This is a genomic window from Asticcacaulis taihuensis, assembly GCF_900100255.1.
GTDB classification, from domain to species: domain Bacteria; phylum Pseudomonadota; class Alphaproteobacteria; order Caulobacterales; family Caulobacteraceae; genus Asticcacaulis; species Asticcacaulis taihuensis.
Genome location: NZ_FMTS01000001.1, coordinates 192,300 through 209,346 on the forward strand (window position 1 = coordinate 192,300; position 17,047 = coordinate 209,346).

A 17,047-nucleotide genomic window follows, 5' to 3' on the forward strand; every position below is an offset into this window, starting at 1 on the left:
AATTTGGGCGTGTCCGAAATCTGGCGCAAAATACCGGCAGGAGCATGGCCAAGACAAGCGAAATATAAATTTAGTTGTCTTGACGGGAGCCTTGCGGCACGGCCAGTCTGTATCCGGATGACTGATTGGGGACGCCGCCTATGACCAAGACACCGCGCAAGACCGCTGCCTCTGCTCCTTCGCCAGAAAAGCCGGCAGCAAAGACCAGCGCCAAAACGCGCCCGGCCGCCAAAAAAACCGCGGCGCCCAAGGCAAAGGCGGCTGCCAAGCCGAAATCTGCGCCAAAACCGGAGCCGGTCAGAACGCCCGACCCCGCCCCTAAGCCTGCGGAAATACCTGCGGCACCGCCTTTCGATTCGGAAACCCTTCGCAGGATGGAGGAACTGTCGGTCAATATCGCCAAGGCGGCCATGACCGCCCAAAGCGCCCTGGCCAAGACGGTCTTTGCCCAGCCGGAGGCCACGGGTGCGACGGCTGATCCGTTCCAGGTCGGGCCGGCCATGACCGAGGTGATGGGGGCGCTGGCGGCGAAACCCGACAAGCTGGTGGAGGCGCAGAGCGAACTCCTGACCGGTTATATGGAATTGTGGGGCAAGGTGACCCGCCGTACGCTCGGCACGGAGGCGGCGCCTGGCAAGCCGGCGGACAAACGCTTCGCCGATCCGCACTGGCAGGAACACGTCATGTTCGACATGATGAAGCAGTCCTACCTGCTGTCCTCGAACTGGATCAATAAGCTGATCTCCAGCGCCGAGGGCGTCGATCCTATGGTCAAGCGCCGGGCGGAGTTTTTCACCAAGCTGCTGACCGATGCCATGTCACCGGCCAACTTCCTGTTCTCCAACCCCGCAGCGCTGAAGACCCTGGTCGAGACCAGCGGTGAAAGCCTGGTCAAGGGCATGGAGCGTTTTGCCGATGACCTGGCGCGTGGCGATGGCAAGCTGAAGATCAGCCAGGCGGATACGGACAGTTTCGTGGTGGGGCGCAATGTGGCCACCACGCCGGGCAAGGTGATCTATCGCGGTAAATATTTCGAACTGCTGCAATACAGCCCGACCACGGAACAGGTGCGCGAAATCCCCCTGCTCATTTTCCCGCCGTGGATCAACAAGTTCTATATCCTCGACCTCCAGGCCAAGAATTCACTGATCAAGTGGCTGGTGGACCAGGGCTTTTCGGTCTTCCTGGTCGCCTGGGTCAATCCCGACGCCTCGATGAAGGATACCACCTTCGAGGACTATATGTTCGGCGGCATCTATGAAGCCGTACAAAAGGTCATCGAGCAGACCGGCGCGCCGTCGGTCAATGCGGTCGGTTACTGCATCGGCGGCACCCTGCTTGGCTGCGCCCTCGCCCATATGGCCGCCACCGGCGACAAGACGATTTCCGCCGCCACATTCTTCACCGCCCAACATGATTTCTCCGAAGCCGGAGACCTCTTGCTGTTTACAAGTGAAAGCTGGCTGAAGGAGCTGGAACGGCAGATGGATGCGGCCGGCGGGGTGCTGCCCGGTTCGGCCATGGCCGATACCTTCAATTCCTTGCGCGCCAATGACCTGATCTGGTCGTTCTTCGTGAATAACTACCTGCTGGGCAAGGAACTGACGCCGTTCGATCTTCTGTGTTGGAACGCGGATCAGACGCGGATGCCCAAGGCGCTGCATATGTTTTACTTGCGCAAGTTCTATGGCGAGAACGCCCTGACCAATGGCAAGCTGACCCTGGCCGGTGTCGATATCGACCTGAAAAAGGTGACCATACCGATCTACGAACAGGCCGGGCGTGAAGACCACATCGCGCCGCCCGGGTCGGTCTACAAGGGTTCCAAACTGTTCGGCGGACCGGTCACCTTCATGCTGGCCGGTTCAGGTCATATCGCCGGCGTGGTCAATCATCCGGACGCCAATAAATACATGCACTGGCTCAATGACGCCCATCCCGATACGCTGGAGGACTGGATCGAGGGGGCGGTTGAACATGCCGGTTCCTGGTGGCCACACTGGGCCGCCTGGCTGAATGAGCGTTCCGGCAAGATGATTGACGCCCGCGATCCGGTCAAAGGCAAGTTCAAGCCACTGATGGATGCGCCGGGCAGTTATGTTCTGGTCAAGTCGTGATGTTTCGCCTGTGGCGCTAAATGATAACCGTATACGCCGTTCTGGTGTGTGCCGCGAAAATTTCCTTGATTTTGAACGCCAGAAATCAATATTGATTTTGGTATGCCTGCCGTAATTTAGCAAAATAATTCAGTGGTTAATAAAGGTATTTGCAGGTCACGGATCAATTGCATCAATGCGTGATTTTCAATTATCAATATTGATTTTCATCTGTTTCATCCACGAAAATGGAAAGGCCGCTCACCATACAGGCGAGCGGCCTAAAATCCCTGTTTGAGCGAGGGCCTCAGGTCCGAAGGATAATGGTTTCGACGATCGGACGGCGCCCCCATATAGCCTGAGCTGCCTTCTTGACGATCCGAGCCACGACAATCTCGACGCTTTCGTCCTCATCGCGCGCCTCAACCGGCATGGCCTTGATCGCTTTTTCCACGCTCTGGCAAATGGCTTCCAATTGGTCAGAGATGACGTCGTCATCCTCATAGGCCAGGCCAAGTCCCCTCACCTCGACAATCGAGGCCAGGCGGTTCTTGCTATCGAGCGCGAAGGCGACAAACATCATGCCATTATGGGCGGCGTGGCGGCGTTCGCGCAGGGCATCGGAGGCTTCCGGCACCAGATGGCCGCCATCGACGAACAGCCGGCCCGACGGCACTTCGTCGACAATCTCGGCCAGTCCAGGCGCCAGGCGTACCATCTCGCCATTATGCGGCGTGATCTGTTCATCCGCCCCGCATTCCGCAGCCAGGGCTGCATGTTTCAGCAGGTGTCGGCGCTCACCGTGGGTTGGCACGGCGATACGCGGGCGCGCGAGGGCATACATTTCCTTGAGTTCGTCACGGCACGGGTGGCCGGAGACGTGGATGCCGGGATGGTCGCGCTCGGTGTGTATCTCGACACCCAGGTCCGACAGGCGGTTTTGCAGGCTGCGGATAGAAATCTCATTGCCGGGAATGACGCGCGAGGAAAAGACGCAGGCGTCGCCTTCCTTGAGCTTGACCAGCGGGTGATTCCCGTCTGCGATGCGCGACAAGGCCGCGCGCGGCTCACCTTGCGAACCCGTGCAGAGATAGAGCACCTCATTGGCTTTCAGGTGCTGAGCCTCACCTTCAGTCACCGGTTCGGGGATGCCGGCCAGCAAGCCAACATGGCGGGCCGCGGCGGTAATGCGGTGCATCGAACGGCCAACCAGACAGACCTTGCGCCCGGCTTCCATGGCGGCGCGCATGACGGAATCGACCCGCGCCACATTCGAGGCGAAACAGGCGACGGCGACTCGCTTCTTAAGGCTTTTGATAACGCGGGTCAGTTCGACGCGCACATCGTCCTCGGAACCGGCGCGGCCCTCGACGAAAACATTGGTCGAGTCGCAGACCATGGCCAGCAGGCCCTCGTCGCCCAGTTTGCGGATGGCGGGAATATCGGTGGCGGCACCGGTGATGGGGGCTTCATCGAACTTCCAGTCACCGGTATGGAAAACCGTGCCGAGATCCGTGCGGATAGCCAGGCCGTTCGGCTCAGCGATAGAATGGGTTAGCGTAATATAATCAATGTCAAACGGCCCCAACTTGACATTACCATTCAACGGCACCTCGGTCAGGTCGCAATCATCGACGCCGGCTTCACGCAGCTTTTCGCGCACCAGATAGGCGGTGAAAGGTGTGGCGAAGACAGGCGCCTTGATCTTGTCCCACAGCCAGCCCAGCGCGCCGATATGGTCTTCATGCGCGTGCGTCAGGACGATGCCCAGGATGGTCTCGCCAATCAGGAATTCCGGATCAGGCACGATCACCTCGATGCCAGGCGTCGTCAGGTCGCCGAAGGTGACGCCGACATCGACAATGATCCACTGGCGGTTATCGGCGGGACCAAACCCGTACAGGTTCAGGTTCATGCCGATTTCGTTCGAACCGCCCAACGGGAGGAACACCAGTTCGTTTTGCTTCTTTTTCATTTACAGCCAATCAGGATGCGGCGCGTGCCAGCGTCCGCTTATAGATTTCGAGCAGCCCGCGCAGCGTCAGGTCGTGGTCAAAATGGTCGATGCTGTCTGTAGCACCTTCAAACAGAGAAGCCACCCCACCGGTGGCGATAACCGTCATCTTTTGCCCATATTCGGCTGTGATAGACGCGATCATGTATTCGATCAGGCCGATATAGCCCCAGAAAATGCCGGACTGCATGGCGCTGACCGTATCCTTGCCTATCCTTTTGGCCGGCTTCTCGATGGCAATGCGCGGCAGCTTGGCGGCCGCCTGGTGCAGCGCCTGGAGTGACAGATTGATGCCGGGAGCGATGGCACCGCCTTCATAGCCGCCATCCGCCGCCACGACATCGAAGGTCGTCGCCGTACCGGAATCGATGATGATCAGCGGCCCGTCATAGGCGATATGGCCGCCGACGGCATTGACCAGACGATCGGCGCCGGCTTCGCGCGGCTTGTCGATGCGGATATCGATGGCGAGATGGGTATTTTCACCAATAACATAAGGGTGGCGGTTGAAATATCGATGGGCCAGCTTGCGCAGATTGAAAAGCGACTGCGGCACGACCGAGGAAATAATGCAGTCATCAATCGATTTGAAATCCAGCCCCTGCATCTGCATCAACTGGTATAGCCAGGCGGCATATTCATCAGCGGTCCTGGTGCTTTCCGTGGCCACCCGCCACTGCGCAATCCAATCCGTGCCATTGTGAATGGCAAACAGGGTATTGGTATTGCCTTGCTCAATGGCCAGGAGCATTAAATCACATCCCCGTAGGTGATATCGCCGCCGGTCACCGTATGGACCTGACCGTCCGCTGCTTCGATCTGCAGGCCGCCAAAATCATCCAGTCCGATGATGCGGCCGGACAGCGATACGCCGTCCTGTGTGACGCTGACAAGACGATCGCGGCCATAGGCGCGCTTCAGCCAGGCTTTGGCGATATCGCTAAAATCCTTGCTGCGCCAGAGGTCAAGCACGCCATCCAGATGGCCGTTCAGCTTGTGCAGCAGCGCCACGGCGTCGAGGTTCTTGGCCTCGGGGCTGATTTCCTTCAGGGCCACCGTCAGGTAACCTTCCAGGATCGGCGCCACCCGCAGGTTCATGCCGATGCCGATGACGACGCCGAGATGATCCGGCTTGTCGGTGGCTTCGGTCTGCACCAGGATGCCGCACAGCTTGCGGCCGCGATGCAGGATATCGTTGGGCCACTTGATCCGCATGGCCTGATCCGTATCGGGTATGATCGGCCGCAGCATTTCGTACACCGCCAGGGCGGTTACGAAGGACAGTTGCGGCACCCGGCGCACATCGATTTCCATGACTTCCCAGCGGGAGGCCATGAAATTGCCCTTGGTGCCAACCCAGCTCTTGCCGTGACGGCCGGTTCCCTTGGTCTGCTCCTTCGCCAGTATCCAGCCGGGTCCGGACCGCCCGGCCCGCAGACGGGCAAGGCTCAGTTCCTGAGTAGACGGTAGTGAATCGAATATCTCGAAATCGGCCAATGATTCAGCCTAACTGCCGAAGCCCTGCGCTGCCGACTGGGCCAGCGGATAGACATAGACCAGGAAAACGATCACGACCGGGAAGGAGAAGGCCGCCGCCGCATAGGCGATCCAGCGGGTTTCCAGCGGGGATTTGTCCATGTCGCCGGCCGGCACATCGAACCACATCAGTTTAAGGATACGCAGGTAGTAGAAGGCGGCCACGACCGAAGCAACGAGACCCGCCGCTGCGAATTGCCAGAGTCCCGAAGTGATGGCGGCGCCGAAAACAAAGTACTTCGCCCAGAACCCGCTGAACGGCGGCATCCCCAGAACCGACAGACACAGGATCGTCAGGACGATCGTCATCGGCATATTGGTTTTCGAAAGGCCCGCCAGACTGTCGATACGGGTCACGGGCTCGCCCTTGCGGCTGAGCGCCATCTGGACGGTGAAGAGGCCGAGCGTATCAACCATGTAGAGGACGAAGAAGATCAGCAGGGCTGGAATTCCGACCGCACCAGCAGCAATGGCCAGAAGGGCATAGCCCATATTGGCGATCGACGAGTAGGCCAGCAGTCGCTTGATGTCCTTCTGCATCAGGCCACCCAGAGCGCCGATGACGAAGGACAGCACAGCCAGGACCAGCACCACCTGGCGCCATTGGTCCGCCTGCGCCGCGAAACCGGTTTGCAGGACGCGGGCGAACAGCACCATGGCGGCGAATTTCGGCGCACCGGCGAAGAAGGCCACGATCGGGGTCGGGGCGCCTTCATAGACGTCCGGCGTCCACATATGGAAGGGCGCGGCGGATACCTTGAAGGCCAGCCCGCAGATCACGAAGACCAGGCCGAAGATCAGGCCGACATTGAGGTTGGTCGTGGCCGATTGCGCGATGTCATGGAAGTTCATTGAACCGGCGAAACCATAGACCAGTGAAGCGCCATAAAGCAGCAGGCCGGACGACAGGGCGCCGAGGACGAAATACTTCAGGCCGGCTTCCGACGATTTGGCGTCATCACGACGGAAGGCCGCAAGCACATAAAGCGCCAGGGATTGCAGTTCGAGACCGACATAGAGCGAGATCAGATCACCGGCGGAAACCATAAGGCTCATGCCCAGCGCCGCCAGCAGGATCAGGATCGGCAGTTCGAAGCGACCGGCGCCGACACGATCAAAATAGCCCTGCCCCAGCACGATGATGAAGACGGCGGCGATATAGATAGCGACCTTGGCGAATAGCGCCACGCCATCGACGATGAAGGAGCCACCGAAAGCCGCCCCCTGATGCCCGAAGGCGGCGGCGAAGGCGGCGGCAATCAGGGCAACGCCGCACAGGGCGCTGACTGAGATCATGCCCTTGTCACCGCGGAAGGCACCAAAAACCAGGATCAGCAGGGAACTGACCGCGAGGATCGTTTCCGGAAGTCCCAGGTGAAGAGCGAGATTGAAATCCATAATGTGTCTCGTCCTTTATCCGCCAATGACCGTCTGATAGGTCGCAACGACCGCATCAACGCTGGCAGTGGTAATGTCAAAAACGAAGGCCGGATAAACGCCCAGCGCAATCGTGCCCAGGATCAGCGGCGTGAAGATGATAATCTCGCGCACCGACAGGTCCGGGTATTTCTTGAGTTCGGCATTATGCACCTCCCCGAACATCACGCGCTTGTAAAGCGTCAGCGCGTAGACGGCCGAGAAGATCACGCCGGTGGTCGCCACAAAGGCCACCCAGGTGCCCCACTTGTAGGCGCCGGTCATGGTGGTGATTTCACCGATGAAGCCGGAAGTGCCTGGCAGGCCGACATTGGCCATGGTGAACAGCAGGAACACGAAGGCATAGTGCGGCATCAGCTTGGTCAGGCCGCCGTAGAAGGCGATTTCACGCGTATGCCAGCGATCATAGACAACGCCGACACAGAGGAAGAGCGCGCCGGAAATGACACCGTGGCTGATCATCTGGTAGACCGCGCCCTGCACGCCCAGGGCGTTGCCGGCGAAGATACCCATGGTCACGAAGCCCATGTGGGCGACCGAGGAATAGGCGATCAGCTTCTTGATATCTGTCTGGCGGAAGGCGATCAGCGAGGTCACGACGATGGCGATGACCGACAGGACCATGACCAGCGGCGCGAACATTTCGGACGCATACGGGAACATCGGCAGGTTGAAGCGGATGAAACCGTAGCCGCCGAGCTTCAGCAGGATACCGGCCAGCATGACGGAGCCAGCGGTCGGCGCCTGAACGTGGGCGTCGGGTAGCCAGGTGTGGACCGGCCACATCGGCATCTTGACCGCGAACGAGGCGAAGAAGGCGAACCACAGGAAGGGCTGGACCTCACGGGCAAAGGCAAAGTGCGACAGGGTCGGAATATCTGCGGTGCCGGCCGTGCTGACCATATACAGCATGGCCGCCAGCATCAGAACGGAGCCCAGGAGCGTATAGAGGAAGAACTTGTAGGAGGCGTAGATACGGTCCTTACCGCCCCAGATCCCGATGATGAGGAACATCGGCACCAGTCCACCTTCAAAGAAGATGTAGAAGAGGAACAGGTCAAGCGAGGTGAAGACGCCGATGACCAGGGTTTCGAGCAGCAGGAAGGCGATCATGTATTCGGTGATGCGTTCCTTGATCGAGTCCCACGACGCCAGGATACACAAGGGCATCAGGAAGGCGGTCAGGAGGACGAACAGGATCGAAATGCCATCAACGCCCATATGGTAGGAGATCGGCCCAAACCACTGATAATGTTCTTCAAACTGATAGCCGGGTGTGGCGCGGTTGAAGCCCGCGACCATCACGACGGACAGGACGAGCGTAATCAGCGTGGTCCACAGGCTGATCCATTTGGCGTTCTTGGCGATGACAGCCTCATCGTCTTTACGCGCCATGGCGCGCAGGATCATGATCACCACGGCCCCGAACAGGGGGAAGAAGGTAGTGAGGCTGAGCAGGTTGGGGATAGCGGGTATCATTTTAAAATCCATCTCCCCTTAGTGGACCAGCCAGAAGACATAGGTCAGCAGACCCACGACACCGAGGAACATAGCGAACGCATAGTGATAGACATAACCGGTCTGGGTCTTGACCAGATTCTTGGCCGACTTCAACGCCGTCCAGGCGGCGCCGTTCGGCCCCAGATTATCGATGATCTTTATATCGAGCACCTTCCAGAAGAAATCGCCCAGGATCTTGGTGAGTTTCACGAAGGTCGCCTGGTAGACCTCATCGAAATACCACTTGTGATACAGGAAGTTGTAGACCGGGCCATCCTTGGCGGCCATCTGCTTCGGCAGGTTCGGCCGGGCGATATAGTAGTACCAGGCCAGAAGCATACCGAGCAGGGTCACGGCCAGCGGTGCCAGCTTGACCCACATCTCTTCGATTTCGTGGGCTTCGTGCATGATGTGGTTGGTCGGGCCGGTAAAGATGGCATGGCCCCAGAACTCTTGAGCGTGCTCACCGATGAAGTACGGCGCGAAGCCGACACCAGCGAAAACCGCACCGACCGCCAGGAGGCAGATCGGAACCAGCATGACCCACGGACTTTCATGCGGCTTATGATCATGACCATGACCGTGATGATCATCGTGACCGTGGTCATCGTGCGCCGGCTCGGAGGCATCATGACCATCGATCACTTCATGATGGTGATCATGGCCATGAGCCTCATTGTGCTCCCAATGCTTCTTGCCATGGAAGGTCATGGCGATCAGACGCCACGAATAGAAGGAGGTCAGCAGAGCGGCAGCGATGCCCATGCAGAAGGCGAACATGCCCTGCGGGGTGTTATGTGCAGCCCAGGCGGACTCGATGATGGCGTCCTTCGAGAAGAAGCCGGCGAAACCGAATTGGGTCTCCGGGATGCCAAGGCCGGTGATGGCGATGGTGCCGATGGTCATGACACCGTAGGTGATCGGCAGATATTTCCACAGACCGCCCATCTTGCGCATGTCCTGCTCGTGGTGCATCCCGTGGATCACCGAACCGGCGCCCAGGAACAGCAGGGCCTTGAAGAAGGCGTGCGTGAAAAGGTGGAACATGGCGGCCTGATAGGCCCCTACCCCCGCCGCGAAGAACATGTAGCCGAGCTGCGAACAGGTCGAATAGGCGATAACGCGCTTGATGTCGTTCTGCGTGAAACCGATCGAAGCGGCGAAGATGGCCGTGATAGCGCCGATATATGCGACGATCATCTTGGCGACCGGGGCGTACTCGAACAGCGGTGATAGCAGACACACCATATAGACACCGGCGGTGACCATGGTGGCGGCGTGGATCAGGGCCGAAACCGGCGTCGGACCTTCCATGGCGTCCGGCAGCCAGGTGTGCAGGAAGAACTGCGCCGACTTGCCCATGGCGCCGATGAACAGCAGGAAGGCGGCAAGGTCGAGCGCCGAGAACGACTGGCCGAGGAATTCCCAGGTCTGGCCCTGGTGGGCCGCGATCATCGGGAACAGTTCATGGAAGTTGATCGTGCCGAACTGCCAGTAGACCGTCATGATGCCGAGCGCGAAACCGAAGTCACCGACGCGGTTGACGACGAACGCCTTGATGGCCGCCGAGGAAGCGCTTTCCTTCTGGAACCAGAAGCCGATCAGCAGGTAGGAAGCCAGGCCGACCCCTTCCCAGCCGAAGAACAACTGCATGAAGTCGGCGGCGGTCACCAGCATCAGCATGGCGAAGGTGAACAGAGACAGATAGGCGAAGAAGCGCGGGCGCGATGGGTCTTCGCTCATATAGCCCCAGCTATAGAGGTGAACCAGCGAAGACACCGAGGTCACCACGATCAGCATGGTCGATGACAGGGCGTCTATGCGGATTGACCAGGCCGAATGGAAGGTGCCGATATTGATGAACGGCAGGACGGTGACGGTGAAATCTTCCATCCCTCCCCAGGTGTGCTGGATGAAGGTGAACCAGCTCAGGGCACAGGCCACGAAGAGCAAACCGGTGGTGATGGCCTGCGACGGGATATTGCCCAGCCAGCGGCCGAAGCCGCCGACAATGGCCGCGCCGACGATGGGCGCGAATACCGCAAGTGTCACCACAGTGGACATATCGGAAAGCATGATGCTGCTTATCCTTTCATCATGCTGGCGTCATCGACGGCGATATCGCCGCGATTACGGAAGAAGGTAACGAGGATGGCGAGACCGACGGCGGCTTCGGCCGCGGCGACGGTCAGGACGAACATGGCCATGATCTGCCCCTGCACATTATGCAGATACGACGAGAAGGCCACGAAATTGATGTTGGTCGACAGCAGGATCAGCTCTAGCGACATCAGGATGATGATGATGTTGCGGCGATTGAGGAAAATCCCCAGCACACCGATGGTGAACAGGATAGCCGAAACCGTGAGATAATGGACGAGATCTATAGTCATTCCGAAATACCTTCTCCGGTTTTGACAGGCACGATTTCGACCGCATCCTTGCGGCGGCGCGTGACCTGGCTGAAAATATCCTGACGCTTGACGTTCGGGCGAGTACGCAGCGTCAGCACGATGGCGCCCACCATGGCGACCAGAAGCACAAATCCGGCGGCTTCGAACAGATAGATATAGGTGGAATAGAGCGCGTGGCCGATCATCTTGATGTTCGGTTCGGCGGCTGTTGCCACCAGAGGCTGATTGCCGGCGGCGGCGCCCTTGGTCGCCACGGCGATGCTGATGGCGACCAGTTCGCCCATCAGCACAAGCCCAACCACAAGCCCGATCGGCAGGTAATTGGCGAATCCCTGACGCAGTTTCACGAAGTCCACATCCAGCATCATGACGACGAAGAGGAACAGGACGGCCACGGCGCCGACATAGACGACGACCAGTAGCATGGCAAGGAACTCGGCGCCCAGCAGAATGAACAGGCCGGCCGACGAGAAGAAGGCCAGGATGAGGTACAGCACGCTGTGTACCGGGTTCTTGGCGGTGATGACCATCAGGCCGGAAGCCAGGGTCACCAGGGCCAGAAGATAAAAGGCGATAGCGATTACAGTCATGTCTCTCTTTGCCTCTTAACGATACGGCGCGTCGAGTTCGAGCGCTTTGGCGATTTCGCGTTCCCAGCGGTCGCCGTTGGCCAGAAGCCGTTGCTTGTCGTACAGGAGTTCTTCGCGGGTGTCGGTCGAGAATTCAAAATTCGGTCCTTCGACGATGGCGTCGACCGGGCAGGCTTCCTGGCACAGGCCGCAATAGATGCACTTCACCATGTCGATGTCGTAGCGAGTGGTGCGGCGGCTGCCGTCGGCGCGTGGTTCGGCCTCGATGGTGATGGCCTGGGCCGGGCAGATGGCTTCGCACAGCTTGCAGGCGATGCAGCGTTCTTCGCCGTTTTCATAGCGGCGCAGGGCGTGTTCGCCGCGAAAGCGCGGGCTGAGAGGCCCCTTCTCGAACGGATAGTTGATCGTGGCCTTGTGCTTGAACATGTATTTCACGGCCAGGCCGGTGGCCCCGACGAAATCGAGAAGCAAGGCGCCCTTAATGCCTGAAACGAGACGGGAAATCATAAGGCACCTCCATATACGCGGTAACCGGCGATAATAATGACAGCAACCAGTGACAGCGGCAGGAAGACCTTCCAGCCCAGGCGCATCAACTGGTCATAGCGATAGCGCGGCACGATGGCCTTGGCGATGGCGAACATCAGGAACCAGAACACCACCTTGACGATGAAGGTCAGCAGGCTGATCAGGATATACGGCAGGCCGTCGTGTGCCAGCGGCAGCGGCACTGGGAATTCCCAGCCGCCGAAGAACAGGATCGAGATCATGGCGCACATCAGTACGATGTTGGCATATTCGCCGATCATGAACAAAAGATACGGCGTCGACGAATATTCGACCTGATAGCCGGCCACCAGTTCCGACTCCGCGTCCGGCAGGTCGAACGGCGGGCGGTTGGTTTCGGCCAGGGCCGAGATATAGAACATCACCATCATACCGAACATGACCGGCAGCTTGATGATGCCGAGGCCTAGCTGCCCGCCGCCGCCGAAGACGTTCCAGTTCCAGATTCCGCCGCCTTGGTGGGTGACGATGTCGGACAGGTTCATCGAACCGGTCAGCAGGATGACGGTGACGATGATGAAGCCGATCGAGACTTCATAGGACACCATCTGCGCCGCCGAGCGCAGGCCGCCGAGGAAGGGATATTTGGAGTTCGATGCCCAGCCACCCATGATGATGCCGTAGACGCCGAGCGACGAAATGCCGAGCAGGTACAGTATGCCGACATTGATGTTCATGACCACCCAGCCCGGCGCGAACGGAATGACCGCCCAGGCCAGGAAGGCAATGACGAAGGTCAGTAGCGGCGCCAGCAGGAAGATCGCCTTGTCGGCGCCGGCCGGAATGATGACTTCCTTGAACAGGAACTTGAAGAAGTCGGCGAAGGACTGCATCAGACCGAACGGCCCAACGACATTGGGCCCCTTGCGCATCTGCACGCCAGCCCACACCTTGCGGTCGCCCCACAGCAGGAAGGCCAGGGACACCATGACGCCCATGATGACCGCCAGGGTCTCCCCTACCGTAATAATCGTCCAGCCCCAGCCAGATGCCCAGAAATTATCCATCATCATATAGTCCTTACTCAGCCGCCACGCTCAGCGGCGCCTTGCGGGCCGCGGAACATTCCGCCATGGCCACGGAGGCGCGGGCGATGGGGTTGGTCAGATAAAAATCGGTAATGTGCGAAACGAACGGACGGTCGCTGATTTCGCCCTTCGCGCCGATCGCTTTCACATCGAAAGCCTTCGGTGCCGGGCGGACATCGATGCGACCAAAGACCGGATGATCGGTTATCAGCTTTTCACGCAGGGCGTTCAGATTGTCATACGGCAGGGTGTGCCCGACATAACCCGACAGCGCACGAATAATCGCCCAGTCTTCCTTAGCCTCCCCCTTCGGGAAGACGCAGCGCTCAGCGATCTGCACGCGGCCTTCCAGATTGGTATAGATGCCTGACTTCTCTGTATAGGCGGCGCCCGGCAGGATGACATCGGCGGCCGCGGCCCCGGCGTCGCCATGTGAGCCAATATAGACGACGAAGGTCTTGTCGAGATTGCGCGTGTCGATTTCATCGGCGCCCAGCAGGACCAGCAGGTCGACCCCGCCGTTCAGCATGGCCGTCGCGTCCTGGGCCTCGCCCACCGGCACGAAGCCGAGATCCAGGCCGGCGACACGCGAGGCGGCGGTATGAACGATGTTGAAACCATTCCAGCCGTCCTTCACCACATCATAATCGTCGGCGATGATGGCGATTTCCTTGAGGATGGCCGCACCATCAGCCCCCGAAAGCACATTGGTGCCCACCAGAATGGCCGGCTTCTGGGCGTTTTTCAGCACATCGCGGAAGGCGTGCTTCTTGAGGTCTTTCAGCGCCTTCGGACCGGCGCCGATATGGGCATAGTCATAGGTCAGGTCGACCGGCTGGCCGATCACAGCTACCTGCACCTTGCCCTTGAGCCACGACTTGCGGATACGGGCATTGATCAGGGAGGCTTCGGCGCGCAGGTCGGTGCCGATCAGCAGGATCGCGTCGGCCTCTTCCAAGCCGGCGATGCCGGTATTGAACAGCCAGGATTCGCGCGGCGTCGATTGCGTCACTGGACCGATCTTGGCGCCTTCCTGACGGCAGTCGAGATTAGTGACACCCAGGCCGTAGAACAGGTCTTTCGTCGCCTTCATGGCCTCGGCATCGATCAGATCACCGGCGATGACGCCGATCCTGGAGGTGTCAGTCGCTTTTATTTTGCCAGCGACTGTTGAAAGCGCTTCATCCCACGACACGGCAACCAGCTTGCCGCCCTTGCGCACAAAGGGCTTGTCAAGGCGCTGGCGCGACAGACCATCGACCGCATAGCGCGATTTGTCGGTCAGCCACTCCTCGTTGATCTCTTCCTTGAGACGCGGCAGGGCGCGCAGAACGGCCGGACCACGGTTGTCGATGCGGATATGGGCGCCCAGGGCGTCATGCACGTCGATGGTCTCGGTCTTGGTCAGTTCCCACGGACGGTAGTTGAACGACCATGGGCGGTGCGTCAGGGCGCCGACCGGACACAGGTCATTGACATTGCCGGACAGTTCCGATGACACCGACTGTTCGAGATAGGAGGTGATCTCGGCGTTTTCACCACGCGAAATCATGCCCATCTCGGTGACACCGGCCACTTCCGTGGTGAAACGGACGCAGCGCGTGCACTGGATACAGCGCGTCATGAAGGTCTTGATCGTTGGACCGAGGTTCTTTTCCTCGACGGCGCGCTTGTTTTCATCGTAGCGCGAAGATCCCTTGCCATATGCAACTGACTGGTCCTGCAGGTCGCATTCGCCGCCCTGGTCGCAGATCGGGCAATCGAGCGGGTGATTGATCAGCAGGAACTCCATCACGCCTTCGCGGGCCTTCTTGACCATCGGCGTATTGGTGAAAATTTCCTGACCTTCGGCCGCCGGCAGGGCGCACGACGCCTGCGGCTTCGGCGGTCCCGGCTTGACCTCGACGAGGCACATGCGGCAGTTGCCGGCGATCGACAGGCGCTCGTGATAGCAGAAACGGGGAATTTCCTCGCCCGCCAGTTCCGCCACCTGCAGCACGGTCATGCCGGGGTCGAACTCGACCTCCACACCATTGACTTTTGCCTTAGCCATGCCTGTTATACCTCAACAATTGATAATAAATCACGGAATTTAATCAGGTTCTTTAGAACCATGACTTGTTGCCCGCGACATAGTCTTCGTAAAAACTCTGGTCGGATTTGACCAGATAGATGATGGTCTCGATAAAGGCGACCAGCCCCATGATGAGCGGCGGGATACCGATCAGGATCCACCCGATCGTGCCGCACACCAACATGATGATCCCGGCGGTCGTCTTGCCGAGATAGAACTTATGCACCCCGAACATGCCGAGGAAGAAGGCCAGAAGCGCCGCCACATACTTGTTGCGCTCGCCCATCGCCGTCATGATGACATAGATGCTGACCGCCGTGTCGCCCGACGCCTCGAAATCGACCGTGGAGCCGGCCGGGACAAAGACCGTATCGCCCATCAGATCGCTGACGCTGAAGGTGTAGCGCTTGCCGTCATCACCGCTGATGAGGCCCGTCGATCCGTTGAATGAGAGTACCTTGCCCCGCATAAGCCCCTACTCCGCTGCCATCGTATGGCCGGCAAAATTGCTCTTGCGCGACCGGTAAAGCGCGATGCGTTCCTCGATTTCCGGACGGAAGTGGCGGATCAGGCCCTGGATCGGCCAGGCCGCCGCGTCACCGAGGGCGCAGATGGTATGGCCTTCGATCTGGGTGGTCACTTCCAGCAGGGTGTCGATTTCCGACGGATCGGCATCGCCCTTCACCATGCGCTCCATGACGCGCCACATCCAGCCGGTGCCTTCGCGGCACGGCGTACACTGGCCGCAGGATTCGTGCTTGTAGAAATAGCTCAGGCGGGCAATGGCGCGGATCAGGTCGGTCGACTTGTCCATAACAATGACCGCCGCCGTCCCTAAGCCCGACTTCAGGTTGCGCAGGGTGTCGAAATCCATCGGCAGGTTTTCACACTGCTCGGCCGTGATCATCGGCACCGAAGACCCGCCGGGGATGACGGCCTTCAGGTTGTCCCAGCCGCCACGAATGCCGCCGCAGTGATCCTCGATCAACTGGCGGAATGGGATCGACATGGCCTCTTCGATATTGCAAGGCTTGTTGACGTGGCCGGAGACACAGAACAGCTTGGTGCCGGTATTATTCGGCGCCCCGAACGAGGCAAACCAGGCCGCGCCACGGCGCAGGATGGTGCCGACCACGGCGATCGATTCGACGTTGTTGACGGTCGTCGGGCAGCCATAAAGACCGGAACCGGCCGGGAACGGCGGCTTCAGGCGCGGCTGGCCCTTCTTGCCTTCCAGCGATTCCAGCAGGGCCGTTTCCTCGCCGCAGATATAGGCGCCGGCGCCATGGTGGATATAGACGTCGAAATCCCAGCCATGGATGTTGTTCTTGCCGATCAGCTTCGCCTCGTAAGCCTGCTTCACGGCGGCTTCCATGCGCTCGCGTTCCTGCACATATTCACCGCGCAGGTAGATGTAACAGGCATGGGCCTGCATGGCGAAGGAAGCGATCAGGCAGCCTTCGATCAGCAGGTGCGGATCATGGCGCATGATCTCGCGGTCCTTGCAGGTGCCGGGCTCGGATTCGTCGGCATTAACCACCAGGTAATGCGGGCGATCCTTGACTTCCTTCGGCATGAAGGACCACTTCAGGCCGGTTGAGAAACCGGCGCCACCGCGGCCACGCAGGCCGGAATTCTTGACATTGGTGATGATCCACTCAGCGCCATACGAAAGAATATCCTTGGTCGCGTTCCAGCAGCCGCGCTGCTTTGCGCCCTCCAGGCCCCAGTCATGGAAACCGTAGAGATTGGTGAAAATGCGGTCTTTATCTTCGAGAATGCCAACCATGA

14 protein-coding genes are annotated in these 17,047 nt (G+C 59.4%); 1 reads left to right on the top strand and 13 read right to left on the bottom strand.

The features are described 5' to 3' along the window. Positions 1–140 precede the first annotated feature (140 nt). Complete coding sequence (gene phaC / locus BLO49_RS00870; protein ID WP_090643047.1) at positions 141–2,117, top strand: class I poly(R)-hydroxyalkanoic acid synthase; 1,977 nt, start codon at positions 141–143, stop codon at positions 2,115–2,117. Positions 2,118–2,403: 286 nt separating this feature from the next. On the opposite strand, the gene BLO49_RS00875 is transcribed toward phaC, so the two are convergent. From BLO49_RS00875 to nuoF, 13 genes are read right to left on the bottom strand one after another with little or no spacing between them, the layout of a single operon-like run. Beyond that, on the bottom strand, positions 2,404–4,071 hold the full coding sequence (locus tag BLO49_RS00875; protein ID WP_090643049.1) for a ribonuclease J: 1,668 nt from the start codon (positions 4,069–4,071) through the stop codon (positions 2,404–2,406). 10 nt (positions 4,072–4,081) lie between these two features. Further along, complete coding sequence (locus tag BLO49_RS00880) at positions 4,082–4,861, bottom strand: type III pantothenate kinase (protein WP_090643052.1); 780 nt, start codon at positions 4,859–4,861, stop codon at positions 4,082–4,084. After that, entirely contained in the window at positions 4,861–5,607 is a 747-nt protein-coding gene (locus tag BLO49_RS00885) for a biotin--[acetyl-CoA-carboxylase] ligase (protein ID WP_090643054.1), read from the bottom strand. The genes BLO49_RS00880 and BLO49_RS00885 overlap by 1 nt, the downstream gene beginning before the upstream one ends. Positions 5,608–5,616: 9 nt before the next feature. Beyond that, positions 5,617–7,044, bottom strand: coding sequence for an NADH-quinone oxidoreductase subunit NuoN (nuoN, locus tag BLO49_RS00890; RefSeq protein WP_090643057.1), 1,428 nt, complete (start codon positions 7,042–7,044; stop codon positions 5,617–5,619). 15 nt (positions 7,045–7,059) lie between these two features. After that, positions 7,060–8,562, bottom strand: a complete 1,503-nt coding sequence (locus BLO49_RS00895) for an NADH-quinone oxidoreductase subunit M (protein WP_170828154.1) — start codon at positions 8,560–8,562, stop codon at positions 7,060–7,062. An 18-nt stretch (positions 8,563–8,580) separates the two neighbouring features. Beyond that, positions 8,581–10,647 carry an NADH-quinone oxidoreductase subunit L gene (nuoL, locus tag BLO49_RS00900; protein WP_090645927.1) on the bottom strand — a complete coding sequence of 689 codons (2,067 nt, stop codon included), beginning with the start codon at positions 10,645–10,647 and terminating at the stop codon, positions 8,581–8,583. A 20-nt stretch (positions 10,648–10,667) separates the two neighbouring features. Next, on the bottom strand, positions 10,668–10,976 hold the full coding sequence (nuoK, locus tag BLO49_RS00905; protein WP_090643059.1) for an NADH-quinone oxidoreductase subunit NuoK: 309 nt from the start codon (positions 10,974–10,976) through the stop codon (positions 10,668–10,670). Further along, positions 10,973–11,587, bottom strand: coding sequence for an NADH-quinone oxidoreductase subunit J (locus BLO49_RS00910; RefSeq protein ID WP_090643062.1), 615 nt, complete (start codon positions 11,585–11,587; stop codon positions 10,973–10,975). The genes nuoK and BLO49_RS00910 overlap by 4 nt, the downstream gene beginning before the upstream one ends. A 15-nt stretch (positions 11,588–11,602) precedes the next feature. Further along, entirely contained in the window at positions 11,603–12,094 is a 492-nt protein-coding gene (gene nuoI, locus BLO49_RS00915) for an NADH-quinone oxidoreductase subunit NuoI (protein ID WP_090643065.1), read from the bottom strand. Next, entirely contained in the window at positions 12,091–13,161 is a 1,071-nt protein-coding gene (gene nuoH, locus BLO49_RS00920; RefSeq protein ID WP_090645929.1) for an NADH-quinone oxidoreductase subunit NuoH, read from the bottom strand. Before nuoH ends, nuoI begins: the two co-directional genes overlap by 4 nt. A 13-nt stretch (positions 13,162–13,174) precedes the next feature. After that, on the bottom strand, positions 13,175–15,235 hold the full coding sequence (gene nuoG / locus BLO49_RS00925; protein ID WP_090643067.1) for an NADH-quinone oxidoreductase subunit NuoG: 2,061 nt from the start codon (positions 15,233–15,235) through the stop codon (positions 13,175–13,177). Between the two features lie 52 nt (positions 15,236–15,287). Further along, positions 15,288–15,725, bottom strand: coding sequence for an NINE protein (locus BLO49_RS00930; protein ID WP_090643071.1), 438 nt, complete (start codon positions 15,723–15,725; stop codon positions 15,288–15,290). Positions 15,726–15,731: 6 nt separating this feature from the next. Next, positions 15,732–17,045, bottom strand: coding sequence for an NADH-quinone oxidoreductase subunit NuoF (gene nuoF / locus BLO49_RS00935; protein ID WP_090643072.1), 1,314 nt, complete (start codon positions 17,043–17,045; stop codon positions 15,732–15,734). Positions 17,046–17,047: the final 2 nt, after the last annotated feature.